Genomic DNA, 23,420 nt, shown 5'->3' on the forward strand with positions numbered 1-23,420 from the left:
CGTGTCACGTCGCCTGGTGAAATGGTCAACAGCGAGCGTCCTGCGCCACCGCGACGCGGCCCTGTATCTGGCAGGCGCAATCGTCAACTCATTCGGACCGTCCGGCCGCACTGACCGTCTTCGCGATATGGCCGCCGACGCCGGCGGGGCCGCTGCTCGGCGCGGTCACCGACCGGTCCGCCGCCGACGCCAAGGCCGCGTCGCTCACCGACGCTCTGGCGGAGGCGCCACCTCCAAGCCTTCGACGACCTGCGGCGGCCTCTCCGTGACCGCCCTACCGCGGCCTCGGGAAAGAAGCTGACCGCCGGAGCAGTCGACAGTCGGGCCCGCGGATCACTTTCGCCAGAACAGGTGGTGCGTCACTCCGCTCGGGCTGGGCACGACGTCCAGGTGGAACCGGTCGAGCAGCTCATCGGGGGACTCCCAGAGGCGCACGCCGGACCCGTACTTCACCGGCGAGACCGCCACGTGCAGGGTGTCGACGAGGTCGGCGTCAAGGAACTGCCGGATGGTGGTGGCCCCGCCGCCGAGTCGGACGTCCTTGCCCTGCGCAGCTTCCCGCGCCTGCGCGAGGACCGTGGCAGGGTCGCCGTCGACGAAGTGGAACGTGGTGTCGGAGAGCGTGAAGGAAGGACGCTTGTGGTGGGTCATCACGAACACCGGGGTGCGGAACGGGGGCTCGTCACCCCACCAGCCGCGCCACTCATGGTCGCGCCAGGGCCCACGCTGGGGCCCGAATTTGTTGCGGCCCATGATTTCGGCACCGATGTTGCGTGGGTAGTCCCGCGTCAGATAGTCGTCGAGACCCCGGCTGCCCCCCGGTTCGGTACGCATGGGCCAGCTCGCCGTGGCGCCGGCCCAGGCGAACAGCCGCTCGGGCTCGACGTGGCCGAATGGACGCTCAAGGGTTTGATCCTCGCCGGCCCCGATTCCGTCACTCGAGACATTGAAGTTCTGCACTCTCAGTAGCTGAGTCACGTGTTTCTCCCGTGTTGTCGACAACAGTGGTCAGACTCTCCGGGCCGGAAGAACTCATCGCTGTGTCAGGCCAGCGCGGCCCGAACGAGCCCGAGGTCGGCGTCCGACGCCAGTCCCGCGTGGTAGAGCCGCAGCTCACTCGCGCCGAGTCCGGCGGCGCGGGCGGCGTCGTCGGCCAGGGTGGCCGGGCTGCCACCCATGCCGGAAACCACGGTGAGGTTGGCGGCGAGGACGGTGCCTGGCCTGCGGTGTGCGGCGAAGGGGGTCAGCAGCGCGGGGTCACCCGTGCAGGGTACGACCACGCCGTCGGCGACCGCCAGGATGTGTCCGGGATCGACGCCGGCGTTGGCTCCGCAGTGGTGGGCGACCGGGTCCGCGTGCAGCAGGATCTGGAAGCCGGGGGCGGCAGCCGCCCGTACGGCGGCGACCACCCGTTCCTGCAAGGTCCGGGCGGTCCGGGTCCGCCAGGTGAGCGTGGCCGCGGCGAGGTCGGCGCCGAGCAGCTTCTCGATCGCCGGCCACCCGGTCCCGGGGGCGCCGGACGTGCCGGAGTCGCCGGACGTGCCGGAGGCGCCGGTGGACCACACCGGCTCCAGCGCGCGGCGCACCGCGACGCTCAGCTCTTCGGCGTCCAGGCCGAGTTGCCGGTAACCGTCGGCGCAGGCGGGGCAGAAGCAGAGCGACATCAGGTAGTGGCCGGCCTCCTCCAGCCGCACCCCGGCGATCTTGTCGTGGGCGTGCAGATGGGCGAGCCCGTACCAGCCGAGGGACTCGAGCTCGGTGCCGAGCGCCCCGGGCCGGGTCGCCGCCTCGGCCGCGAGGTCGGTCAGATAGTCGCGGGTCGCGGGCTGCGCGATGCAGGGCGCCCAGGGATAGCGGTCGCCGTAGGCGTTGACCACCGAGGTGCCGGGATGCTCGGCGCCCATCCGGGAGTTGTGCGCGAGCACCACCCAGGTGTGCACGTCGAGTCCGGCTCCGGTGAGCGCGGCGGCGGCCTCGGCGAACGGGTCGGCGGACGGCGCCCAGGACCCGGCGGCGTACGGGCGCAGGGCACGTCCGGCCCACCGTGCACCGGAGGCCGGGTAGAGCACGGACGCGTGAGCGGCGGTCACGATCCGGTGCTCCGGATGGCGCGGCGTCAGCGCGCGCGTGGAGTGGTAGGCGGACGCCAGGGTGACCTGCTGGACACCCAGGTCGGCGATACGGGCGGCGGCGTCCGGGTCGCCGGCGACATCCCAGGGGTAGAGGAAGGCAGCGGTCTTCACGCCGATCACTCCGCCGCGGCCGTCAGCACCGCACGGCCGTGCTCGATGATCTCGGTGAGCGCCTTCACATGGGGGGCCGATGGTTCGCTCAGTGGCGCGCGGACCTCGCCGACATCCAGGCCACCGAGCCGTACACCGGCCTTGACCAGCGACACCGCGTAACCGCGCCCCCGGTTGCGCAGTTCGACCAGCGGCCGGTAGAAACCGTCGAGCAGCCGGTTCACCAGGGCCTCGTCACCGGAGCGCAGCGCCCGGAAGAAGGCGAGAGCGATGTCGGGAGCGAAGCAGAAGACCGCCGAGGAGTAGAGCGTCACGCCGATGGCCCGGTAGGCCGGGGCGGTGAGTTCGGCGGTGGGCAGTCCATTGAAGTAGAGGAAGTCCCGGCCGGGGAGCTCCGTGCGCACCGCGCTGATGATGCGCTGCAGCAGGTCGAGGTCGCCGTGCCCGTCCTTGAGTCCGATGATCCCTTCGACCCGGGCGAGCGCGACGACGGTCTCCGGGGTGAACACGGCGTTGTCGCGCTGGTAGACGATGACGTCGAGCGAGGTGGCCGCGGTGAGCTCGGTGTAGTGGCGCAGCAGTCCGTCCTGGTCCGCCGTCACGAGGTAGGGCGGCATGGCGAGCAGCCCGTCGGCTCCGGCCCGTTCGGCGAGGTTCGCGTACTGGACGGCGAGCGCGGTGCCGTAGCCGACACCGGCCACGACGGGGACCCGGCCGGCGCTCTCCTCAACCGCGGCGGCGACGACCGCCCCGAACTCCTCGGGCGCGAGGGCGTGGAATTCGCCCGTGCCGCAGCAGGCGAAGACCGCTGCCGCACCATCGTCGATGCCCCGGCGCACATGAAGACGGAAGGCGTCGAGGTCAATGGCGCCGTCCGGCCCGTACGCGGTGACGGGGAAGAACAGCAGACCATCGAGTCGGCCGGCGAGCGGGGCTGAGGACACGGGGCGCTCCCTGGGGCATTCCGTTGTGCACAGTTCCGGTCGTACACCGTGCCAGATGTGCACAACCCTGATCTGCGTCTACATTTCTGAACGACGCCCACGCTAAGTCAGCGGGCCGGGCCGGTCAAGACAGGAAACACCGAGTCGACGGCGGAATGCGGCCCTTGGCGCCACACTTGACGGGTCCTACCGGGCTCCTTAGCTTGTCCATGCATGTGAATGTCATCCATGTGAACGCCGGCCCCTCGAGGAGAGACCCGCTCATGCCCGCTCCCCGCACCATCCTGCTCACCGGAGCCGCCGGAGGCCTCGGCACCCTGATGCGCGGTCTGCTGCCCGCTTACGGCTACGAGCTGCGCCTCTTCGACGTCACCCCGATCGAGGGCGAGCCGACGGCGATCACCGCGGACCTGGCCGACCGGGGAGCACTGCGCGAGGCCGTGCGAGGCGTCGATGCGATCATCCACCTGGCCGGCATCTCGCTGGAGTCATCGTTCGACAAAATCCTCCGGGCCAACATCGAAGGCACGTACAACCTGTACGAGGCGGCGCGCGCGGAGGGCGTCGGGCGGATCGTTTTCGCCTCCTCCAACCACGCGGTGGGCTACACCCCGAGCCCGGAGGGCGAGCTCCCGCTCGATTCGGGCGCGCTGATCCCGATCGACACCCCGCGCCGGCCCGACACCTACTACGGCCTTTCGAAGTGCTTCGGTGAGGACCTGGCGCAGCTGTACTGGGACAAGTTCGGCCAGGAGACCGTTTCGGTACGCATCGGCTCCTGCTTCATGGAGCCCACCTCGGTCCGGATGCTCTCGGTCTGGATGAGCCCCGGCGACGGCGCCCGCCTCTTCCATGCCGCACTGACCGCCGAGGACGTCCGGCACACGGTGGTCTACGGGTCGTCCGCCAACACCAGGCTCTGGTGGGACCTCACCTCGGCGCGGGCGCTGGGTTACGAGCCGCAGGACGACTCGGAGCAGTACGCGGAGAAGCTCATCGCCGAGCAGGGCGAACTGGACCCGGCCGACCCCGCGCAAGCGCACCTCGGCGGCCCGTTCCTCACCGACCCGCCCATCTGGCCCTACTGAGCGGAGCCACGCCGCACCCTCGATCAGCACCCGCGCGCCCCGCGTGACCTCGCGCCCTGCGGCATCCGGGCAGCAAACGGGCCCGTCCGGTACACCGGACGGGCCTTTGTCATGCCCGGACGGGCACGGCCTCCCCTGGTCGGACCTGCGTAACCGCCCGCCGAAGCGGGCACAAACGGGCAGGACCGAGCCCGTTCCTGCCCTATTCACGTCAGGCGGGCGGCGGTAGAAATCACCCCACAGCGCGTGACAACACCTGCGCGTGGCACCACCGAGGAGGCACCGTGTCCGCGAACGCGGAACAACGACAGCGAGAGATCGTCCAGGCCGCAAGGCGGTCGGGGTCGGTCGATGTCGCCGAGCTCTCCGTGCTGCTCGGGGTCGCCAAGGAAACGGTGCGCCGCGATCTGCGGGCCCTGGAGGACCACGGCCTGGTCCGTCGTACGCACGGCGGGGCCTACCCGGTCGAGAGCGCCGGCTTCGAGACCACCCTCGACTTCCGCACCACCATGCACGTCCCCGAGAAGCGCCGGATCGCTGCCGCCGCCGCCCAGCTGCTCGGTGACGCGGAAACGGTCTTCGTCGACGAAGGCTTCACCCCGCAGCTGATCGCCGAGGCGCTGCCGCACGACCGCCCGCTCACCGTGGTCACCGCCTCCCTGCAGACCGCCGGTGCGCTGGCGGTCGCCGAGAACACCGCCGTACTGCTGCTCGGCGGCCGGCTCCGGGCCGGCACGCTGGCCACCGTCGATCACTGGGCGACCCGGATGCTGGCCGGGTTCGTCATCGACCTGGCGTTCATCGGCGCCAACGGCATCTCCCGCGAACACGGTCTGACCACCCCCGACCCGGCGGTCGGCGAGGTGAAGGCGCAAGCGGTCAGATCCGCCAGGCGCCGGGTGTTCGTCGGCAATCACACGAAGTTCGGGGCGGCCGGTTTCTGTCGCTTCGCCGAGGTGACCGACTTCGAAACGATCGTCACGAGCACGCTGCTCCCGCCGTCCGAAGCCCACCGCTACTCCCTGCTCGGGCCGCAGGTCATCCGCGTCTGAGTCCCACCACCCGAGGAGCAATCCATGCGAAGTCAGAGCCGGCGCAGGACGCGCACCGTGCTCGTCCAGGCCACCGCCGGCGCCCTGCTCACCAGCCTGTTGTCCGGCTGTTGGGCCGGCGCCGGAGGAACCGGATCGGGCGGGAACTCGATCAACGTACTGATGGTCAACAACCCGCAGATGACGGAGTTGCAGAAGCTCACCGCCGCGCACTTCACCCGGGAGACCGGCATCAAGGTGAACTTCACCGTTCTCCCCGAGAACGACGTCCGCGACAAGATCAGTCAGGACTTCGCCAACCAGGCGGGGCAGTACGACGTCGCGACCCTGAGCAACTACGAGATACCCATCTACGCCAGGAACGGCTGGCTGCACGAACTGGGGACGTACGCGGACCGGGACAAGGCTTTCGATCAGCAGGACATCCTGCCCGCGCTGCGCCAGTCCCTCACCGGCGACGACGAGAAGCTCTACGGCGAGCCGTTCTACGGCGAGTCCTCCTTCCTGATGTACCGCAAGGACGTCTTCGCGCAGAAGCACCTGACCATGCCCGCGCATCCCACCTGGCAGCAGGTCGCCGACCTCGCCGCGAGGGCCGACGGCGCGAAGCCCGGCATGAAGGGCATCTGTCTGCGCGGTCTGCCCGGCTGGGGGGAGCTGATCGCACCGCTGACCACGGTCGTCAACACCTTCGGCGGCACCTGGTTCGACAAGGACTGGAAGGCCCGGCTGGACTCCCCCGCCTTCAAGCAGGCCGTGGACTTCTATGTCCAGCTGGTCCGCAAGCACGGCGAGTCGGGCGCCGCCCAGTCCGGTTTCGCCGAGTGCCTCAACGACCTCACCCAGTCCAAGACCGCGATGTGGTACGACGCCACGTCCGCCGCGGGATCACTGGAATCGGCCTCGTCCCCGGTCAAGGGCAAGATCGGCTACGCCCCGGCGCCGGTGGAGAAGACCACCAGTTCCGGCTGGCTCTACACCTGGGCCTGGGGCATCCAGAAGACGTCCCGCAACCCGGACAAGGCCTGGAAGTTCATCTCCTGGGCTTCCAGCAAGGAGTACGAGGAGCTCGTCGGCAAGGAGACGGGCTGGTCCGACGCCCCTGCCGGCAAACGCGCCTCCACCTACGCCGACCCCTCCTACCGCAAGGCCTCCGCGGCCTTCGCGGACACCACCCTCAACGCCATCAAGAGCGCCAGGCCGAACAATCCCGGGGTGCAGCCGAGGCCCGCGCCCGGCATTCAGTTCGTCGGCATTCCCGAGTTCACCGACCTCGGCACCAAGGTCTCCCAGGAGATCAGTGCCGCCATCGCCGGGCGCCAGTCGGTGGATTCGGCCATCAAGGCGTCTCAGCGGCTCGCCTCGAAGATCGCGAAGGAGTACGAGGGACGATGACTGCAACCGCCGCTCCGACCCTGCCCGCCCTCGCGCCACCGGCCCACGGCCGACTGCGCGCCTGGGTCACCCGGGCTCCGCTGCTCCCCGCCCTGATCTTCATGATCGCCGTCACCCAACTGCCCTTCGTGGCGACGGTGGTGATCTCCTTCTTCAACTGGAACGCGCTCTACCCCGACGCACGGCGCTTCACCGGATTCGCCAACTACTCCGATGTCCTCACCGATCCGGCGCTGCGCAAGTCGGTGTACACCACCGTGCTGCTCACCGTGGCGGTGGTGCTCGTCAGTCTGGTGCTCGGTCTTGTCCTGGCGCTGCTGCTGGACCGCCGCTTCAAGGGCCGCGGCTTCGTCCGTACGCTGCTGATCGCCCCCTTCCTGCTGGTACCGGTGGCCGCGGCGCTGCTCTGGAAGCACGTCCTCTACAACCCGGAGTACGGGCTGTTCAACGGCGTGCTGCACTGGATCGGCGGCGACGGCGCACCACAGCCGGACTGGGTGTCCAACACCCCGCTGCTCGCGGTGGAGGCATCGCTCATCTGGCAGTGGACGCCGTTCATGATGCTGATCCTGCTGGCCGGACTGCAGAGCCGCTCGCCGGAACTGATCGAGGCGGCCCGGATCGACGGGGCGGGCAGCTGGCAGATCTTCCGCCACCTGACCCTGCCGCATCTGCGGCGCTACCTCGAACTCGGTGCGCTGCTCGGCTCGATCTACATCGTGCAGAACTTCGACGCGGTCTTCACCATCACCTCGGGTGGCCTGGGCACCGCGAACCTTCCGTACACCGTCTACCAGGCCTTCTACCAGGCACATGAGAACGGACTGGCCTCCGCCGCAGGTGTGCTGGTGGTCATCGGCACGATCATCATCGCGACCTTCGCGCTCCGCGTGGTCTCGTCCCTCTTCAACGAGGAGGCATCCCGGGCATGACGTCCCTCGACACATCCACCGGCACACCGGTCGGCGCCACCGCCGGCCCACCGCCCGGCCCGTCGGCCGGCACCCGGCGTCCCCCTCGCGGTAAGGGCGCGGCGCTCGGTCTCGTCGCCTGGCTCGCCGGGATCCTCTTCTTCCTCCCCATCGCCTGGATGGCGCTCACCTCCTTCCACGCGGAGGCGGACGCGGCCACCAACCCGCCGTCGCTGGCCGCCTCACTCACCCTCGACGGCTACCGCGACTTCTTCGGCGCGGGCGGCGGTGCCAGTCCCTGGCCCGCACTGATCAATTCGGCGGTGGCCTCGGTCGCTTCCACGCTGTTCGTGCTGCTGCTTGCGATGCCGGCCGCGTACGCACTGTCCATCCGGCCGGTGAAGAAATGGACCGACGTCCTGTTCTTCTTCCTCTCCACCAAGATGCTGCCGGTGGTGGCCGGGCTGCTGCCGATCTACCTCTTCGCCAGAAACACCGGGATGCTCGACAACATCTGGCTGCTGGTCATCCTCTACACCTCGATGAACCTGCCGATCGCGGTATGGATGATGCAGTCCTTCCTCGCCGAGGTGCCGGTGGCCATCATCGAGGCCGCGCGGGTCGACGGCGCCCGGCTGCCGGTGATCCTGACCCGGATCGTCGCCCCGATCTCGGCGCCCGGTATCGCGGCCACCGCGCTGATCTGCTTCATCTTCAGCTGGAACGAGCTGCTCTTCGCCCGGGTGCTGACCGGGGTGGTCGCGCAGACCGCGCCGGTCTTCCTGACCGGCTTCATCACCAGCCAGGGCCTGTTCCTGGCGAAGGTGTGCGCCGCGTCGCTCGTCATCTCCCTGCCGGTACTCGCCGCAGGGTTCGCCGCCCAGGACAAACTGGTCCAGGGCCTTTCGCTGGGAGCCGTGAAATGAAGGCCGCCATCATCGAATCCGTCGGCAAGGTCGTGTACGGGGAGGTGCCCGACCCCACCCCCGGACCGCGGGAGGTGGTCGTCGAGGTGGCCGCCTGCGGACTGTGCGGCACCGATCTGCACATCCTGCAGGGCGAGTTCGCCCCCACCCTGCCGGTGGTGCCCGGCCACGAGTTCGCCGGCCGGGTCGTCGCGCTGGGCAGCGAGGTCACCTCGCTGGCGGCCGGGGACCGGGTGGCCGTCGACCCGTCGCTGTACTGCTTCGAGTGCCGCTACTGCCGCATCGGCCACAACAACATGTGCGAGAAGTGGGCGGCGATCGGGGTGACCACGGCGGGTGGTGCCGCCGAGTACGCGGTGGCGCCCGCGGCCAACTGCGTCAAGCTGCCCGACCAGGTCAGGACCGAGGACGCGGCACTGATCGAACCGCTGTCCTGCGCGGTGCGCGGCTACGACGTGCTGAACAGCAGGCTCGGGTCCCATGTGCTGATCTACGGCTCGGGGACGATGGGCCTGATGATGCTGGAGCTGGCCAAGCGGACCGGCGCGGCGAGCGTCGACGTCGTCGACATCAACGAGGAGCGGCTGACCACCGCCCGGGGACTCGGCTGCAGCAGCGCGGCCGGTGCCGCCGACGAGCTGGGCCGGGCACCGCAGGGCTGGGACGTCGTCATCGACGCCACCGGAAACGCGGCAGCCATCCAGGACGGCCTGGGCCGGGTCGCGAAGGCCGGCACCTACCTGCAGTTCGGCGTCGCCGACTACGCGACCCGGGCCACCATCGACCCGTACCGCATCTACAACCAGGAGATCACCATCACCGGCTCGATGGCGGTGCTGCACAGCTACGAGCGGGCCGCCGAACTGTTCGCCGCCGGGGCTCTGGATCCGGAGATCTTCATCAGCGACCGGTTGCCGCTGGCGAGCTACCCGGACGCGCTGGACCGCTTCAGGGCGGGCCTGGGCCGGAAGATCGTGGTACTGCCCGGGAGCTGAGCGGTCACTGCGGGGCACGCCGGAAAAGTCCGAAAAAGATTCAAGGAACTGCAAAGAATTCGCGGAACTGCACAGGGTCTCCGCTCGTTGCTCCGGACATGACCGCAATGACCCCTGGCTCGAACATCCCGCTCCCGACCACCCATGTCGCGGTGGACGTCACCGCCCCGGTGCGGCTCGACGTGTCGGGCCTGCTGCTCACCGCAGACGGCAAGGTGCGCTCCGACGACGACTTCATCTTCTACAACCAGCCGTCCGGTCCCGGTGTCACCCACCGGTCCGGTGGCGGTTCCGCGCCGGACGCGATCGTGGTGGACACAGCGGCGGTCCCGGCGGGTATCGAGAAGATCGTGGTCACCGCGAGCCCCGACGCGGCCGGACAGACCTTCCAGGGCATCGAGCCCACCGCCACCGTCCGCAACGCCCGGGACGGCGCCCCGCTGGCCTCCTTCACCCCGCCCCGGCTGGGCACCGAGACCGCGCTGGTGATCGTGGAGATCTATCTCCGCAACGGCGCCTGGAAGATCCGTGCGGTGGGACAGGGCTATGCGAACGGGCTGGCCGGTATCGCGACGGACTTCGGCGTCTCGGTGGAGGAACCGGCCGCCGCAGCGCCGACGCCGGCCGCCACGACCCTCCCGCCCATGCCGCAGGCACCCCCGGCGCCGGCCGCCGACCCGCGGGTCGCCGCACCGACGCCGGCCGCCACCACGCCCCCGGCCGCGCCGGAACCCGCCGCACCGGCCGCGACCGGCCGGATCAACCTCGACAAGGGCCGGGTCAATCTGCAGAAGAACCAGACGGTGTCGCTGGTCAAGGCAGGTAAGCCGCTGCTCTCGCAGGTGAAGATGGGTCTCGGCTGGGAGCCGGCCTTCCGTGGCAAGGACATCGACCTCGACGCCTCGGTCATCGCCTACGGCCCGCAGCGCAACCACATCGACAGCTGCTACTTCGGCAAGCTGTCCATCCTGAACGGCGCGATCAAGCACTCCGGTGACAACCTCACCGGCGAGGGCGCGGGCGACGACGAGGTCATCGTGGTCGACCTCGGCCGGATCCCCGCAGAGGCGACCGGCCTGGTCTTCACGGTCAACTCGTTCACCGGCCAGAAGTTCACCGAGGTGGCCAAGGCCTACTGCCGGCTGATCGACGCGGCCAGCGGCGAGGAACTGGTCCGCTTCGATCTGACGGGCGCCGAGCCGCAGACCGGTGTGCTGATGGCCAAGCTGATCAAGCAGTTCTCCGGGGAGTGGGAGATGACGGCGGTGGGCGACTTCGTGAAGTCCCGCACGGTCCGCGGCATGGTCAAGCCGGGAGCCCAGGCGCTCTGACCAGCCGTCACTGACGGTAGCCGCTCAGGAAGCGGCCGATGCGGCTGATCGCCGCGTCGAGGTCGTCGGCGTACGGCAGGGTCAGGATCCGGAAGTGGTCGGGGCGGGGCCAGTTGAAGCCGGTGCCCTGCACGACCTGGATCTTTTCCCGGAGCAGCAGGTCCAGGACGAATTTCTCGTCGTCCTGGATCTTGTGGACCTTGGGGTCCAGCCGCGGGAAGGCATACAGCGCGCCCTTCGGCTTCACGCACGAGACGCCCGGGATCTCGTTGAGCTTCTGCCACGCCCGGTCACGCTGGTCGTGCAGACGGCCGCCCGGCGCGGTCAGTTCGCCGATGGACTGACGTCCGCCGAGCGCCGCCTGAATGGCGTACTGCGCCGGGGCGTTGGCGCACAGCCGCATGGAGGCCAGCATCGTCAGGCCCTCCAGGTAGCTCTTGGCGTGCTGCTTCGGGCCGGTGACGACCAGCCAGCCCGACCGGAAACCGGCCACCCGGTAGGTCTTCGACAGACCGCAGAAGGTCAGGACGACCAGGTCGGGTGCGAGGGACGCCGCGCTGTGATGGACCGCGTCGTCGTAGAGGATCTGGTCGTAGATCTCATCGGCGAAGACCATCAGACCGTGGCGGCGGGCCAGATCGAGCATGCCCTCGACGATCTCCCGGGGGTAGACCGCGCCGGTCGGATTGTTGGGATTGATGATCACCATGGCCTTGGTCCGGTCGGTGATCCTGGCCGCCATGTCCTCGAGGTCGGGGTTCCAGTCCGCCGACTCGTCACAGATGTAGTGCACCGCCCTGCCGCCGGCCAGCGTGGTCACCGCGGTCCAGAGCGGGAAGTCCGGGGCCGGGATCAGGACCTCGTCGCCGTCCTCGATCAGCGCCTGCATCGCCATCGAGATCAGCTCGGAGACGCCGTTTCCGAGAAAGACGTCGTCGACCGTGACATCGGTGAGTCCCAGGTCCTGGTAGCGCTGGACAACGGCACGCCGTGCGGAGAGCACGCCCCGCGAATCGGTGTAGCCGTGCGCCCGGGGCAGCATCCGGATCATGTCCTGGACGATCTCCTCCGGGGCCTCGAAACCGAAGAGGGCCGGGTTGCCGGTGTTCAGGCGCAGCACACTGTGACCTGCTTCTTCCAGCGCGTTCGCCTGCTCGATCACCGGGCCCCGGATCTCGTAGCAGACCTCGCTCAGCTTGTTGGACTGGCGGAACTCCATGCCGTGGCCCTCCCAGGTCTCACTTACGTCACTTGGTTTTACCAAGTGTCAGCTTGGAAAGTCCAACTTGTTGTCTAGACTGCGTCCCATGCCCCGCCGAAGCTACGACCAGTACTGCCCCGCGGCCCGCGCCCTCGATGCCGTGGGGGACCGGTGGACCCTGCTGATCGTGCGAGAGCTCCTGGCAGGTCCGCGCCGCTACACGGACCTGCACGCCGACCTGCCCGGCGTCAGTACGGACGTGCTCGCCTCCCGGCTCAAGGACATGGAGCGCGACGGCCTGACCACCCGGCGCAGACTGCCACCGCCGGGCGCGGTGTTCGTGTACGAGCTCAGCGCACGCGGCCGCGAGCTGCTGCCGGTCCTCGCCGCGCTGGCCGACTGGGGCGCACCGGCGCTGGCCGAGCGCCGGCCCACGGACGCGGTCCGGGCGCACTGGTTCGCCATTCCGCTGGCAAGGCGCCTCGGCGACCTGGGCGCGGGGGTGATCGAGGTCCGTCTGGACGAAGGCGTCTTCCATGTGCGGACCGACGGCGGCGAACCGCTGTACGGTGACGGCCCCGCCGACCGGCCCGCGGCCACGCTCACTCTGGATGCCGACACCTGTATCGCTATCAGTGACGGCAGCCTCTCCCTGAAGGAAGGCATCAGCCGGGGATCGGTCCTGCTGGATCCACCCGTGTGAGCAGCGTCGCACCCTGAAGACGGCGGTCGGCATGGCCGAACTCGCCTGCGGCAGCGCCGCGTTCCCTCCTCTGACCTGCGGGTGTAACCGCTACATGTGACCGGCGACATGGTTGCTCGTCCAGCACGTGACTGATACCACGCGCAGATGAGGGTTAACTGTCAGTGGCAGGCCTTAGCCTTGTTCACATGTCCACCACATCTTCCGCCTCCGAGGCCAACGACGCCATCCGCCGGTTCGTCGATGCCCAGGCGACGGGTGCCGAGTGGCCCTCCGAGGATTACGAGGTGCTGCTCACGGAGTGGGCCGCCGCGATCCAGGACCGGATCGAGCCGGCGGCCTAGCCGACCCGGCACGCCGGCGCCCCTCCGTCGGGGTAATGACGACATACGGAAAGTGACCCGGCATCCCACCGGGTCACCTCATGCCGTATTCGCCCGTGCCTGACCGGTCCTGGCCGGGCTCAGAGCTTGGTCAGCTTGGCGTAAGGGCTGAGAATCCTCCCCTGACGCCCGGAGAAGTCGATGAGCACGGCGTCATTGTCGCCCTCGATGCCGACGACTCTTCCGAGTCCGAACTGGTCATGCGAAACCCGGTCTCCCACATCGAAGATCTCGATCGGTGCGGCAGCTTGAGCCGGGCGGTTGAAGGGACTGGAGGGCAGGTGGCGCCGGGATCCGGCTGACTTAGTCATTGCTGCCAGTATGCGCCCGCGAGCCCCCCTCACGCCATGTCTGTCCCGCTGCCCGGCCTCCGGCCACCGGATTCCGGGCCGTGGAGACAGCGGTGCGGCGTGGTGGGATCAGCGGTTCTGACGCTTCCAGGGGCCGGTGATGGCGAGCATGATGCCCGGCGTCTGGATGTTCGCGTACAGCGTCCGGCCGTCGGGCGAGAACGTGACACCGGTGAACTCGCTGTACTGCGGTTCCTGTGCGGTGCCGATATTGAGCTCGTTCCGGGCGATCGGGTACGTACGCCCGCTGTCGGTGGCGCCGAAGAGGTGCTGGACCCCTTCGCCGTCCTCGGCGATCACCAGGCCGCCGTACGGCGAGACGGTGATGTTGTCGGGGCCGTCGAAGGCGCCGTCCTCGGCAGGGGCGCGGTTCACGCCCAGCAGCACCTTCAGGGTCAGCGTCCGCCGCCGGGGGTCGTAGAACCACACCTGTCCGTCGTGCTGGACGGGGCTCTCGTCGCGGGCGTACGACAACACGATGTAGGCGCCGCCGTCCGCCCACCACATGCCCTCCAGCTTCCGGGCGCGGGTGACCGCACCGTCGGCGAACTGCTTGCGCGCCGACACCGTCTTCGCGTCGCGGTCCGGCACGTCCACCCAGTCGACGCCGTAGACCGTACCGATCCGGGTGGCGCGCGACAGGTCGTCGACGAACGCGCCGTTCCGGTCGTAGCACTTCGTGGCCTGCAGCTCACCCGCCGTGTCGGCGAGGCGGCGCAGTTGCCCGCGACCGTGCCGGAATCCACGGGCCGGCGGGGTCCAGCGGTAGAGCAGCCCGTTCGGGCCCGCGGCGTCCTCGGTCAGGTAGAGCCGACCGCTGCCGGGGTCGACCACCACGGCCTCATGGGCGAAGCGGCCCAGGGCCTTGACCGGCTGCGGCTGCTGATTGGCCCTGCGGTCCTGCGGGTCCACCTCGAAGACGTAGCCGTGGTCCTTGGTCATGCCGTTGGCGCCGGCCTTGTCCTCGGTCTCCTCGCAGGTGAGCCAGGTGCCCCACGGGGTACTGCCGCCCGCGCAGTTGGTGGATGTGCCGGCGATACCGACCCACTCGGCGACCTCGCCGCTGCGGTGCACCTCGACGACCGTGCAGCCGCCGCCCGCGGCGGGGTCGTAGACCAGCCCCTCGAGGTGCGGCACCGGGTGCGGAAGCTTCGAGCGGGCACCGCCCAGCTCGTGGTTGTTGACCAGCAGGGTGGTACCGCGCGGCCCCGCGAAGGCGGCCGTCCCGTCGTGGTTCGACGGGGTGGTCTCGCCCGAGTCGAGCGAGGTCACTCCGGTACGGGTGATGACGCGGTACGAGAAGCCCGCCGGCAGCGCGAGCAGGCCCTGCGGGTCGGCCACCAGAGCGCCGTACCCCGGCTCCGCCGGGTGGCTGTTGTGCCCGTGGCCGTGGCCTGCGGCCCCGGAGGGTTCGGTGGCGGCGAGCGCTCCGGGGGCGGTGGCCAGGGCCCCGACGGTCCCGGCCAGGGCCACTCCCGCACCGGTGATCACGGACTGTCCGGTGAATTCCCTGCGGCTGAGCGGCATCGCGAGTCTCCTGACGTAACACGGACGGCTGAGTCGTTTCGGGCTCACCGTCCCGTCCGCGTATAAACGGCAGTTGAACGACGCACTACTTCGAGAGGCTTTTCCCCATGCAATTCCCGACAACCGGCCGGCGCGTCCTCATCACCGGCGCCTCCCGCGGTCTCGGACGCGCCATGGCACAGGCCTTCGCGGCCAACGGCGACCGGGTCGCGGTGCATTACGGATCCCGTGCATCAGACGCGCTGCGGACCCTGGAATCACTCGCCGGCAGCGGCCATGTGCTGGTGGGCGGTGACCTCTCGGATCCGGCGGGGGCGGCCGCCGTCGCCGGGAGCGCCGCCGACGGGCTGGGCGGCATCGACGTGCTGGTGAACAACGCGGCGGTGAACGAGCGCCATCCGCTGCCCGAGACGCCGTACGAGGAGTGGGTGGCCGTGTGGCAGCAGCATGTCGCCGTCAACCTGCTCGCCACGGCCCACCTCAGCCACCTCGCGGGACGCCGCATGATCGACGGCGGCACCGGTGGCCGGATCGTCAACATCGGTTCGCGGGGCGCGTTTCGCGGCGAGCCCGACCACCCCGCGTACGGCGCGACCAAGGCCGCGGTGCACGCGCTGGGCCAGTCGCTCGCGGTCTCGCTCGCCCCGTACGGGATCGGAGTGGCTTCGGTCGCGCCCGGCTTCTTCGAGACCGAGCGGGTGGCGGACCGGCTGAGCGGTGCGGAGGGCGAGGCGATCCGGGCTCAGTCGCCGTTCGGCAGGGTGGCGTCGCCCGATGAGATCGCCGCAGCGGTGCTCTGGCTGGCGTCGCCCCTCGCCGAGTGGTCGTCGGGCACGGTGCTCGACCTCAACGGCGCTTCGTACCTGCGCACCTGAGAGAGGCGCCGAGGAGCAGGCCCGCGCGGTCAGGCCACCGGGTCAGGCGCGTGACCGCGCCTTGAAGGCCGCCTTGCGGGCGTCCTTCGCGGCCTTCTTGTCCGGGTGCAGCCGTCCCATCGCCTCGAGCACGTCCGCGGTGGCGGGGTGGTCCACCCGCCAGGCGGCGTCGAAGAAGCCGGTGTACTGTCCGGTGAGCCCTTCGACGAGCGCCTGCAACTCCTCGTCCTCACCGTCCGCTTCCAGCTGGGCGGCCAGTGTGTCGATGGCCAGCCAGAACACCATGGCCTCGGGCGGCGGCGGCACATCGGCCGCGCCGCGTTCCGCGAGCCGGACCCGGGCGAGACCGCCGAGTTCCGGGTCGTCGAGTACGGCGCGCACCTCGTGGTCCGCGGCCTCGTCGGTGACCAGCGAGAGGGCCTGCTGACAGTGCAGCCGCCGCAGTGGCGCGCCCCGGTCGGCGCCACGCGCCGCGGACAGCAACTCCTTTGCCGCAGCCGCCGGTTCGCGGTCCGCCAGCCAGAGCACGGTCTCCGCGCGGGCCGCTGCCGCCGGGAAGTGGGCAAGAGCGCCGAGCAGGGCGCTCGCGTCCTTCCCGGCGAGGTCGCCGACGGCCGGGGCCTCGACGCCGGCGTCCAGCATCCGCGCCCGGACGCCGTAAAGACCGAGCGGAGTGAGCCGGACCATTCCGTAGCGCGCGACGTCCTCCTCGTCGACCGGGGCGACCGGCTCAACGGCGCCCTCGGTCTCCTCCGCCATCAGCGCCTCGTCAACCGGCCAGTACTCGACCAGGCCGATGGGTTCCAGAAGACGGAACTGGTCGTCCAGGCGCATCATCGCCTCGGACACCTGCTCGAGCGCGTCGTCACTGGGCTCCCCCATGTCGTCGGGGACGATCATCGATGCGGCGAGTGCGGGCAGCGGGACGGGCCCGTCGGCGGAACCGGTCTCCGACACGCTCAGCAGATAGAGATTGCCCAGTACACCGTCGAGGAACTCCGCCTCCGTCTCCGGGTCCCACTCCAGTTTGGCGAAGTCGACCTCGCCGTCCTCGCCCACCAGATCGGCGAAGTCGTCGAACTGCGGCCCGGTGGCATCGGCATACACGCTCTCCAGACCGTCCAGCCAGAGGGCGAGGATCTCCTGCGGGCTGCCGGACGTGATCAGCTGCACCTGCTCGCCGGGCGACGCCGTACCCTCGCCGTCCTCCTCGTCGGCATCTTCCACATCGACGAGTCCGGTGTCCACGGCAAGCCGCCAGGCCTCGCTCGCCCCGGCCGCGCCGTCCCCGTCCGCCGGCAGGCCGAGTTCGGCGGCGGCCAGCGGCAGTTGCTCATCCGTCAGCTCGCCGCCCGCACCGACCCGGGTGCCGGGACCGGCCCAGCGGGCGAGCCGCACCGCGCGGGCGAAGAGCGGGGCGGCCAGCGCGTCACGAGCAAGTTCCGCGTCGGAGTTCAGCCGCACCGGCGGCATGGTGGGGCGGTCTCCGGACATCGGTGGTTCTCCTCGTTACGGGTCTGGTGACGGGCGTACGGATCGGGCGCGCCCCAGCGTAGACGCATTTCCACCCATGCAGCCCGGTTCATGTACCCGTCAGGTTTCGTCCACCTGTGAACCCTTGACAACTCCGGTGCCCAGGCAAGAGATTGACGCGCGTAGAACGTAGACCGCCGCTCCGCTCCACCCTCACCTCCCGGAGTCCTGTGATGCCTGCCGTTCCTTCCCTCAGCCTCACCAGATCGACCGCGGTCGCAGCCGTCGTCACGGCCGCGCTCGCCGCGGGTCTGCTCGTCGGCACCTCGTCGGCGAGCGCGACCGAGGTTCGCATTCACGACATCCAGGGCTCGACCCGGATATCGCCGCTCGCGGGCCAACCGGTGGCCGGCGTCACCGGCGTGGTGACCGGCGTCCGCACGTACGGGTCGAAGGGCTTCTGGTTCCAGGATCCCCGGCCGGACGCCGACCCCGCGACCAGCGAGGGCGTCTTCGTCTTCACCGGCTCCACGCCGACCGTCACCGTGGGCGACGCGGTCTCGGTGTCCGGCACCGTCAGCGAGTACGTGCCGGGCGGCGCCTCTTCCGGCAACCAGTCGATCACCGAGATCAACAAGCCTGCCGTGACCCTCACCTCGTCGGGCAATCCGATACCCGCCGCGACGGTCATCAGTTCCCGCTCGGTCCCCGGCACCTTCGCCCCGGCGGGCGATCCGGCGGCCGGCGGCAGCATCAACGGCCTGCCGCTGCAGCCGAATAAGTACGCCCTCGACTACTACGAGTCGCTGGAGGGCATGAACGTGCGGATCGGCACCTCACGGATCACCGGGGCGACCGACCCCTACAGCGAGCTCTGGGTGACCGTGAAGCCGGACGAGCGCCCGACTCCGCGCGGCGGCACCCTGTACAACTCGTACACCTCGCAGAACACCGGCCGGTTGATGGTCCAGTCGCTGGTGCCGATCGCCCAACAGCCCTTCCCGGTGGCCGATGTCGGCGACTCCCTGACCGGCACCACCGAGGGCCCGCTGGACTACAACCAGTACGCGGGGACGTACACCGTGGCTGCACGCGAGCTGGGCACCGTGACGGCGGGCGGTACGACTCCCGAGGTCACCCGCAAGCAGAAGCGGAGCGAACTGGCGGTCGCCACCTACAACGTGGAGAACCTGGACCCGACCGACCCGCAGAGCAAGTTCGACAAGCTCGCCGCCGGGATCGTCGACCACCTGGCATCGCCGGACATCGTCGCCATCGAAGAGGTCCAGGACAACGACGGCGCCAAGAAGGACGGCGTGGTGTCCGCCGATGTGACGGTCGGCAAGTTCATCGACGCCATCGTCGCGGCCGGCGGCCCGCGCTACGAGTGGCGCTCCATCGACCCGGTGGACCTCGCGGACGGCGGAGAACCCGGCGGCAACATTCGCCAGGGCTTCCTCTACAACCCGGACCGGGCGGACTTCATCGACCGCTCGGGCGGCACCGCCACCACGGCCACCGACGTCGAGTCGAAGCACGGCAAGGCGGCTCTCACCTACTCCCCCGGTCGCATCGACCCGGCCAACGCGGCGTGGAAGAACAGCCGCAAGCCGCTGGCCGGCGAGTTCACCTTCCGCGGCAGGAAGGTCTTCGTGATCGCCAACCACTTCTCGTCGAAGGGCGGCGACCAGGGCCTGGATTCGCAGTTCCAGCCGCCGACCCGCAGCTCGGAGACAGCCCGTCACCAGCAGGCCGCGGTGGTGAACACCTTCGTGAAGAAGATCCATGCGGCACAGAAGAACGCCGAGGTGGTGGTGCTCGGCGATCTGAACGACTTCGAGTTCTCCGACACCGCGAAACTGCTCACCGCCGGGCGGGCCCTGGAGGCGACGGCCTACTCGCTGCCGGTGAGCGAGCGGTACTCGTACGTCTACCAGGGCAACTCGCAGATCCTGGACCAGATCCTGGTGAGTCCGACCATCAAGCACTACCAGCTGGACATCGTGCACATCAACGCCGAATTCGCCGACCAGAACAGCGACCACGACCCCAGCGTGCTCCGCTTCCGGCCGTAACCGGCTCCGGCCGGGTCCGGGCAGGGGGCACCGCACGCCCTCGCCCGGGCCTCGCACACTCGCCCCGGGACACCTCGCTCTGCATACGCTGCGGATACGCGTCGCATGCGAAGATCGGGGAGGAGTGAGCCGGCTACCGGATGAAGCAGGGGTGGAGATGTGACGATCGGCACTGAATCGGACCAGGAGAGCGATGCGCCGGACGCCGCACCCCCGGACGGACAGCGGAAGCAGCAGCGCTCCTTCTGGAAGGAACTGCCGCTGCTGATCGTCATCGCGCTGGTACTGGCGCTGCTGATCAAGACGTTCCTGCTCCAGGCCTTCTCGATCCCGTCGGGCTCGATGGAGAACACGCTGAAGATCGGCGACCGGGTCCTGGTCGACAAACTGACCCCCTGGTTCGGCTCGAAACCGGAGCGCGGCGAGGTAGTGGTCTTCCACGACCCGGACGGCTGGCTGGCGGACGAGCCGACCCCGAAACCCAGCGCGCTCCAGACGGCGCTCAGCGCGGTCGGGCTGATGCCGTCCGCCGACGAGAAGGATCTGATCAAACGGGTCATCGGGGTGGCCGGCGACACGGTGGAGTGCAAGGGCACGGGCCCGCTGAAAGTCAACGGCAAGGCGCTCGACGAGCCGTACGTGTTCCCCGGCAACACCCCGTGCAGCACGGACAGCGCCGGCCAGTTCAAGATCACTGTGCCGAGCGGCCGCATCTGGGTGATGGGCGACCACCGGCAGTTCTCGGCCGATTCCCGCTACCACCAGGACAAGCCGGGCGGCGGCGCGGTGCCGGTGAAGGACGTGGTGGGACGCGCGATCGCGGTCGCCTGGCCGCTCGACCGCCTGAACAATCTGCCGGTTCCGGCCACCTTCGGCCAGTCGGACATCAACGCGGTGGGCGCTGCCGCACCCGGAGCGGCCGGCCTGATGGGCGCCGCGCCGCTGGTGCTGTGGCGGAGGCGGAAACGCTCGCTCAGCCAGGCCCACCGTTCAGCTTTGCTTGCGGCTCCCTCGGAGAAGAACTAAGTAGACCTTCAGCTTCCGCTGGGCCGACACTGGCGCCATGACCCTCTCACGCCCCTTCGGGCGGGCCCTCTGCGCCATGATCACCCCCTTCACGCCGACCGGTGAGCTCGACCTGCCGGGTGCCCGGCGGCTCGCGTCCCAACTGGTCGACGCGGGCTGCGACGGCCTCGTGCTGAGCGGCACCACCGGTGAGTCGCCGACCACCAGCGACGCGGAGAAGACCGCCCTGGTGCGGGCCGTGGCGGAGACGGTCGGCGGCCGGGCGCACATCGTGGCCGGGGTGGGCAGCGCGTCCACCCGGCACACCGTCGAACTGGCCCGAGCGGCCGAAGGCGCCGGGGCGGACGGTCTGCTGGTGGTGACGCCCTACTACAGCCGCCCGCCGCAGGACGCCGTCGAGGCACATTTCCGTACCGCCGCCGACGCCACGGCGCTGCCGGTCATGCTGTACGACATCCCGGGCCGTACCGGCACCCGCATCGGCACCGACTCCCTGCTGCGGCTGGCGGAACATCCGCGCATCGTGGCCGTGAAGGACTGCGCCTACGACCTGCTGGGTTCGACCCGGGTCATCTCGTGCACCGAACTCGCCTACTACTCGGGCTGCGAGGAACTGAACCTGCCGCTGTACGCGGTGGGCGGGGCGGGCTTCGTCAGTACGGTGGCCAATGTGGCGCCGCGGCAGCTGCGCGGGGTGCTCGACGCGTTCGACCGCCGGGATCCGGCGGAGGCCGCCCGGCTGAATCAACTCAACCTTCCGCTGGTGGAGTTGATGATGGCTTCCGGCCTGCCCGGCACAGTGACCGCTAAGGCGCTGCTCGGTGCGGCCGGGCTGCCGGCGGGACCGGTCCGGGAACCGCTGCGGCCCGCCGGCCGCGAGGCGGTCGACGGGCTGCGCACGGCGTACCAGGAGCTGCTCGGCGCCTCGCGAGACGCTTCGTAGGCGCTGGTGAGGCACTCGTGAGGCGCCTTCACCCGCCGCTCGGTCTCAGTTGTGGCTGTGCAGCACCTCGTTGAGCCCGCCCCACACCGCATTGTTCGGGCGGGCCTCGACCTTGCCGGTCACCGAATTGCGGCGGAAGAGGATGTTGGAGGCGCCGGAGACCTCACGGGCCTTGACGATCTGCCCGTCGGGCATCGTCACCCGGGTGCCCGCCGTGACGTAGAGCCCGGCCTCGATGACGCACTCGTCGCCCAGCGAGATCCCGACACCGGCCTCGGCGCCGATCAGGCAGCGCTCGCCGATGCTGATGCGGACGTTGCCGCCGCCGGACAGAGTGCCCATGGTGGAGGCGCCGCCGCCGATGTCGGAGCCGTCGCCGATCACCACGCCGGCCGAGACCCGGCCCTCGACCATGGAGGTGCCCAGGGTGCCCGCGTTGAAGTTGACGAAGCCCTCGTGCATGACGGTGGTGCCTTCGGCGAGGTGCGCGCCGAGCCGGACCCGGTCGGCGTCGGCGATCCGTACGCCCTTGGGCGCCACGTAGTCCGTCATCCGCGGGAACTTGTCGATCGAGGTCACCTGGAGGTGCAGGCCCTCGGCACGGGCGTTGAGCCGCACCTTCTCGATGTCGTCCACCGCGACCGGGCCGAGCGAGGTCCACGCGACGTTGGAGAGCAGTCCGAACATGCCGTCGAGGTTCTGGCCGTGCGGCTGCACCAGCCGGTGCGAGAGCAGATGCAGGCGGAGATAGATGTCGTGTGCGTCCAGCGCCTTGTCGTCGAGCGAGGCGATGACCGTGCGGACGGCGACGACCTCGACTCCGCGGCGGCGGTCCGGACCCAGCGCCTTGGGCGCGGCCTCGCCCAGCAGTTCCCCGGCGCGCTCGGCGGAGAGCCGCTCGGTGCCTGCGGGACCGGGCTCGGCGGTGAGCCTGGGGGCGGGGAACCAGGTGTCGAGGACGGTGCCGTCGGCGGTGACGGTGGCGAGTCCGGCGGCCACGGCGCCGGTGGAGCGGGGGGAACTCTGCGAAAGCGTGTCGGTCATGACCAAAACCTAACCGGCCGGGCCCCGCACCGCCCAACCCGTCTCAGATCCGGCAGGTGGTCAGCCGATCACCCGGGCGAGCATCCCGCGCACCTCGGCGGCGTCGAATGACCGCTCGGTCAGCAGCAGCTGAATGAGCAGTCCGTCGATCAGGGCGACCAGCGCCCGGGCCACCGCCGGGTCTCCCCCGACATGGACCCGGACGGCCTCCACCAGCCCGTCGAGCCACTGCGCGGCGACCGGCCGCAGCGCTTCGCGGCGGAGGGCGGCGAGATAGAGCTCGTACTCCAGCCGGATCCGGCTCCGGTCGCCCGCGGCGAACCGTGCGAGCAGCCCGGTGAGTCGGTCGGCGAGCGGCTCCTCCCGCCCTTCGAGGACCCGCACCCAGCCCTCAAGGGCGGTCTGCGGCTCGCCGTTGATCTGCCGAAGCGCTGCGACCAGCAGCTCGTCGAGGGTCGCGAAGTGGTAGGTGGTCGAGCCGAGCGGCACATCGGCCTCGGCCGCGACGGAGCGGTGGCTCAGCCCGGCGATGCCCTTCTCACCGACCACTCGGATCGCGGCGTCGATGATGCGCCCGCGGCGCTCGGGGTCGTAGCGGCGCACCATCAGTGGGACCCGCCGAGGTTGAGCAGCACGACACCGGCGATGACCAGACCGATCCCGGCGAGCCTGGCCGCGCTCGCCGCCTCGCCCAGGAAGACCATTCCGATGATCGCGATCGCGGCGGTGCCGACGCCCGCCCAGATCGCATAAGCCGTGCCCACCGACAACGACTTCAGCACCTGCGCCAGCAGCACGAAGGCCAGCACATAGCCGATCACCGTCGCCAGTGAGGGCCACAGCCTGCTGAAACCGGCGCTGTACTTCATCGCGGTGGTTCCGCCGACCTCTGCCGCGATGGCTGCGGCGAGCAGTACATAGGGCATGCGTACGAC

23 protein-coding genes are annotated in these 23,420 nt (G+C 69.9%); 13 read left to right on the forward strand and 10 right to left on the reverse strand.

The window, feature by feature from the left end:
• Nucleotides 1–333: 333 nt before the first annotated feature.
• The 3 genes from AB0436_RS00510 to AB0436_RS00520 all read right to left on the reverse strand — a co-directional run bounded on the left by AB0436_RS00510 (nucleotide 334) and on the right by AB0436_RS00520 (nucleotide 3,187).
• Nucleotides 334–978, reverse strand: a complete 645-nt coding sequence (locus AB0436_RS00510; protein WP_366465416.1) for a dihydrofolate reductase family protein — start codon at nucleotides 976–978, stop codon at nucleotides 334–336.
• Nucleotides 979–1,043: 65 nt separating this feature from the next.
• The gene (locus AB0436_RS00515; protein ID WP_366465417.1) at nucleotides 1,044–2,243 is read right to left on the reverse strand and encodes a hypothetical protein; all 1,200 of its coding nucleotides are present in this window, start codon (nucleotides 2,241–2,243) and stop codon (nucleotides 1,044–1,046) included.
• Nucleotides 2,244–2,248: 5 nt separating this feature from the next.
• Entirely contained in the window at nucleotides 2,249–3,187 is a 939-nt protein-coding gene (locus AB0436_RS00520; protein WP_366465418.1) for a 5-dehydro-4-deoxyglucarate dehydratase, read from the reverse strand.
• Nucleotides 3,188–3,450: 263 nt separating this feature from the next.
• On the opposite strand from AB0436_RS00520, the gene AB0436_RS00525 reads away from it, so the two are divergent.
• The 7 genes from AB0436_RS00525 to AB0436_RS00555 all read left to right on the forward strand — a co-directional run bounded on the left by AB0436_RS00525 (nucleotide 3,451) and on the right by AB0436_RS00555 (nucleotide 10,885).
• Nucleotides 3,451–4,275 (forward strand): NAD(P)-dependent oxidoreductase, encoded by an 825-nt coding sequence (locus tag AB0436_RS00525; protein ID WP_366465419.1) that lies wholly within the window; start codon nucleotides 3,451–3,453, stop codon nucleotides 4,273–4,275.
• A 284-nt stretch (nucleotides 4,276–4,559) separates the two neighbouring features.
• Nucleotides 4,560–5,327 (forward strand): DeoR/GlpR family DNA-binding transcription regulator, encoded by a 768-nt coding sequence (locus AB0436_RS00530; RefSeq protein ID WP_366465421.1) that lies wholly within the window; start codon nucleotides 4,560–4,562, stop codon nucleotides 5,325–5,327.
• A 24-nt stretch (nucleotides 5,328–5,351) separates the two neighbouring features.
• The gene (locus tag AB0436_RS00535; RefSeq protein ID WP_366465422.1) at nucleotides 5,352–6,722 is read left to right on the forward strand and encodes a sugar ABC transporter substrate-binding protein; all 1,371 of its coding nucleotides are present in this window, start codon (nucleotides 5,352–5,354) and stop codon (nucleotides 6,720–6,722) included.
• The gene (locus AB0436_RS00540) at nucleotides 6,719–7,654 is read left to right on the forward strand and encodes a sugar ABC transporter permease (protein ID WP_366465423.1); all 936 of its coding nucleotides are present in this window, start codon (nucleotides 6,719–6,721) and stop codon (nucleotides 7,652–7,654) included. Before AB0436_RS00535 ends, AB0436_RS00540 begins: the two co-directional genes overlap by 4 nt.
• Nucleotides 7,651–8,559, forward strand: a complete 909-nt coding sequence (locus tag AB0436_RS00545; RefSeq protein WP_366465424.1) for a carbohydrate ABC transporter permease — start codon at nucleotides 7,651–7,653, stop codon at nucleotides 8,557–8,559. The genes AB0436_RS00540 and AB0436_RS00545 overlap by 4 nt, the downstream gene beginning before the upstream one ends.
• Nucleotides 8,556–9,554, forward strand: a complete 999-nt coding sequence (locus tag AB0436_RS00550) for a zinc-dependent alcohol dehydrogenase family protein (RefSeq protein WP_366465425.1) — start codon at nucleotides 8,556–8,558, stop codon at nucleotides 9,552–9,554. Before AB0436_RS00545 ends, AB0436_RS00550 begins: the two co-directional genes overlap by 4 nt.
• A gap of 98 nt (nucleotides 9,555–9,652) precedes the next feature.
• Complete coding sequence (locus AB0436_RS00555) at nucleotides 9,653–10,885, forward strand: TerD family protein (protein WP_366465426.1); 1,233 nt, start codon at nucleotides 9,653–9,655, stop codon at nucleotides 10,883–10,885.
• Nucleotides 10,886–10,892: 7 nt separating this feature from the next.
• On the opposite strand, the gene AB0436_RS00560 is transcribed toward AB0436_RS00555, so the two are convergent.
• Nucleotides 10,893–12,104, reverse strand: coding sequence for a pyridoxal phosphate-dependent aminotransferase (locus AB0436_RS00560; protein WP_366465427.1), 1,212 nt, complete (start codon nucleotides 12,102–12,104; stop codon nucleotides 10,893–10,895).
• 88 nt (nucleotides 12,105–12,192) lie between these two features.
• Between AB0436_RS00560 and AB0436_RS00565 the strand changes: the two genes are divergently transcribed.
• Together AB0436_RS00565 and AB0436_RS00570 are read left to right on the forward strand one after the other, a co-directional pair.
• Entirely contained in the window at nucleotides 12,193–12,789 is a 597-nt protein-coding gene (locus tag AB0436_RS00565) for a helix-turn-helix domain-containing protein (RefSeq protein WP_366465428.1), read from the forward strand.
• 188 nt (nucleotides 12,790–12,977) lie between these two features.
• Entirely contained in the window at nucleotides 12,978–13,133 is a 156-nt protein-coding gene (locus AB0436_RS00570) for a hypothetical protein (protein ID WP_365855756.1), read from the forward strand.
• A 119-nt stretch (nucleotides 13,134–13,252) separates the two neighbouring features.
• Here AB0436_RS00570 and AB0436_RS00575 read toward each other — a convergent pair whose 3' ends face one another.
• Together AB0436_RS00575 and AB0436_RS00580 are read right to left on the reverse strand one after the other, a co-directional pair.
• A complete protein-coding gene (locus AB0436_RS00575; RefSeq protein WP_365855754.1) occupies nucleotides 13,253–13,483 on the reverse strand; it encodes a CarD family transcriptional regulator in 231 nt (76 codons plus the stop codon).
• A gap of 108 nt (nucleotides 13,484–13,591) precedes the next feature.
• On the reverse strand, nucleotides 13,592–15,049 hold the full coding sequence (locus AB0436_RS00580) for an alkaline phosphatase PhoX (protein WP_366465429.1): 1,458 nt from the start codon (nucleotides 15,047–15,049) through the stop codon (nucleotides 13,592–13,594).
• A 107-nt stretch (nucleotides 15,050–15,156) separates the two neighbouring features.
• On the opposite strand from AB0436_RS00580, the gene AB0436_RS00585 reads away from it, so the two are divergent.
• On the forward strand, nucleotides 15,157–15,924 hold the full coding sequence (locus AB0436_RS00585; RefSeq protein WP_366465430.1) for an SDR family oxidoreductase: 768 nt from the start codon (nucleotides 15,157–15,159) through the stop codon (nucleotides 15,922–15,924).
• Nucleotides 15,925–15,966: 42 nt separating this feature from the next.
• On the opposite strand, the gene AB0436_RS00590 is transcribed toward AB0436_RS00585, so the two are convergent.
• Nucleotides 15,967–17,418, reverse strand: coding sequence for a hypothetical protein (locus AB0436_RS00590; protein ID WP_366465431.1), 1,452 nt, complete (start codon nucleotides 17,416–17,418; stop codon nucleotides 15,967–15,969).
• Nucleotides 17,419–17,630: 212 nt separating this feature from the next.
• On the opposite strand from AB0436_RS00590, the gene AB0436_RS00595 reads away from it, so the two are divergent.
• The 3 genes from AB0436_RS00595 (at nucleotide 17,631) to dapA (ending at nucleotide 21,441) form a co-directional block, all read left to right on the forward strand.
• Nucleotides 17,631–19,472 (forward strand): endonuclease/exonuclease/phosphatase family protein, encoded by a 1,842-nt coding sequence (locus AB0436_RS00595; RefSeq protein WP_366465432.1) that lies wholly within the window; start codon nucleotides 17,631–17,633, stop codon nucleotides 19,470–19,472.
• Between the two features lie 165 nt (nucleotides 19,473–19,637).
• Nucleotides 19,638–20,498 carry a signal peptidase I gene (gene lepB / locus AB0436_RS00600; RefSeq protein ID WP_366466099.1) on the forward strand — a complete coding sequence of 287 codons (861 nt, stop codon included), beginning with the start codon at nucleotides 19,638–19,640 and terminating at the stop codon, nucleotides 20,496–20,498.
• A 37-nt stretch (nucleotides 20,499–20,535) separates the two neighbouring features.
• Nucleotides 20,536–21,441, forward strand: coding sequence for a 4-hydroxy-tetrahydrodipicolinate synthase (dapA, locus tag AB0436_RS00605; RefSeq protein WP_366465433.1), 906 nt, complete (start codon nucleotides 20,536–20,538; stop codon nucleotides 21,439–21,441).
• A gap of 45 nt (nucleotides 21,442–21,486) precedes the next feature.
• On the opposite strand, the gene dapD is transcribed toward dapA, so the two are convergent.
• Genes dapD through AB0436_RS00620 form a run of 3 tightly spaced genes read right to left on the reverse strand, consistent with a single transcriptional unit; the run spans nucleotide 21,487 to nucleotide 23,411 of the window.
• Nucleotides 21,487–22,485, reverse strand: a complete 999-nt coding sequence (gene dapD, locus AB0436_RS00610; protein ID WP_366465434.1) for a 2,3,4,5-tetrahydropyridine-2,6-dicarboxylate N-succinyltransferase — start codon at nucleotides 22,483–22,485, stop codon at nucleotides 21,487–21,489.
• 60 nt (nucleotides 22,486–22,545) lie between these two features.
• Entirely contained in the window at nucleotides 22,546–23,091 is a 546-nt protein-coding gene (locus AB0436_RS00615; RefSeq protein ID WP_366465435.1) for a TetR family transcriptional regulator, read from the reverse strand.
• Entirely contained in the window at nucleotides 23,091–23,411 is a 321-nt protein-coding gene (locus AB0436_RS00620) for a multidrug efflux SMR transporter (RefSeq protein ID WP_366465436.1), read from the reverse strand. Before AB0436_RS00620 ends, AB0436_RS00615 begins: the two co-directional genes overlap by 1 nt.
• Between the last annotated feature and the right edge of the window lie 9 nt (nucleotides 23,412–23,420).

The sequence above is a fragment of the Streptomyces sp. NPDC051322 genome (assembly GCF_040689485.1).
Lineage (GTDB): Bacteria > Actinomycetota > Actinomycetes > Streptomycetales > Streptomycetaceae > Streptomyces.

Coding starts and splice junctions, on each gene's coding strand:
- AB0436_RS00525 (WP_366465419.1), top strand. CDS start 3,451: ATGCCCGCTCCCCGCACCATCCTGCTCACCGGAGCCGCCGGAGGCCTC.
- AB0436_RS00535 (WP_366465422.1), top strand. CDS start 5,352: ATGCGAAGTCAGAGCCGGCGCAGGACGCGCACCGTGCTCGTCCAGGCC.
- AB0436_RS00540 (WP_366465423.1), top strand. CDS start 6,719: ATGACTGCAACCGCCGCTCCGACCCTGCCCGCCCTCGCGCCACCGGCC.
- AB0436_RS00545 (WP_366465424.1), top strand. CDS start 7,651: ATGACGTCCCTCGACACATCCACCGGCACACCGGTCGGCGCCACCGCC.
- AB0436_RS00550 (WP_366465425.1), top strand. CDS start 8,556: ATGAAGGCCGCCATCATCGAATCCGTCGGCAAGGTCGTGTACGGGGAG.
- AB0436_RS00555 (WP_366465426.1), top strand. CDS start 9,653: ATGACCGCAATGACCCCTGGCTCGAACATCCCGCTCCCGACCACCCAT.
- AB0436_RS00560 (WP_366465427.1), bottom strand. CDS start 12,104: ATGGAGTTCCGCCAGTCCAACAAGCTGAGCGAGGTCTGCTACGAGATC.
- AB0436_RS00565 (WP_366465428.1), top strand. CDS start 12,193: ATGCCCCGCCGAAGCTACGACCAGTACTGCCCCGCGGCCCGCGCCCTC.
- AB0436_RS00570 (WP_365855756.1), top strand. CDS start 12,978: ATGTCCACCACATCTTCCGCCTCCGAGGCCAACGACGCCATCCGCCGG.
- AB0436_RS00575 (WP_365855754.1), bottom strand. CDS start 13,483: ATGACTAAGTCAGCCGGATCCCGGCGCCACCTGCCCTCCAGTCCCTTC.
- AB0436_RS00580 (WP_366465429.1), bottom strand. CDS start 15,049: ATGCCGCTCAGCCGCAGGGAATTCACCGGACAGTCCGTGATCACCGGT.
- AB0436_RS00585 (WP_366465430.1), top strand. CDS start 15,157: ATGCAATTCCCGACAACCGGCCGGCGCGTCCTCATCACCGGCGCCTCC.
- AB0436_RS00590 (WP_366465431.1), bottom strand. CDS start 17,418: ATGTCCGGAGACCGCCCCACCATGCCGCCGGTGCGGCTGAACTCCGAC.
- AB0436_RS00595 (WP_366465432.1), top strand. CDS start 17,631: ATGCCTGCCGTTCCTTCCCTCAGCCTCACCAGATCGACCGCGGTCGCA.
- dapA (WP_366465433.1), top strand. CDS start 20,536: ATGACCCTCTCACGCCCCTTCGGGCGGGCCCTCTGCGCCATGATCACC.
- dapD (WP_366465434.1), bottom strand. CDS start 22,485: ATGACCGACACGCTTTCGCAGAGTTCCCCCCGCTCCACCGGCGCCGTG.
- AB0436_RS00615 (WP_366465435.1), bottom strand. CDS start 23,091: ATGGTGCGCCGCTACGACCCCGAGCGCCGCGGGCGCATCATCGACGCC.
- AB0436_RS00620 (WP_366465436.1), bottom strand. CDS start 23,411: ATGCCCTATGTACTGCTCGCCGCAGCCATCGCGGCAGAGGTCGGCGGA.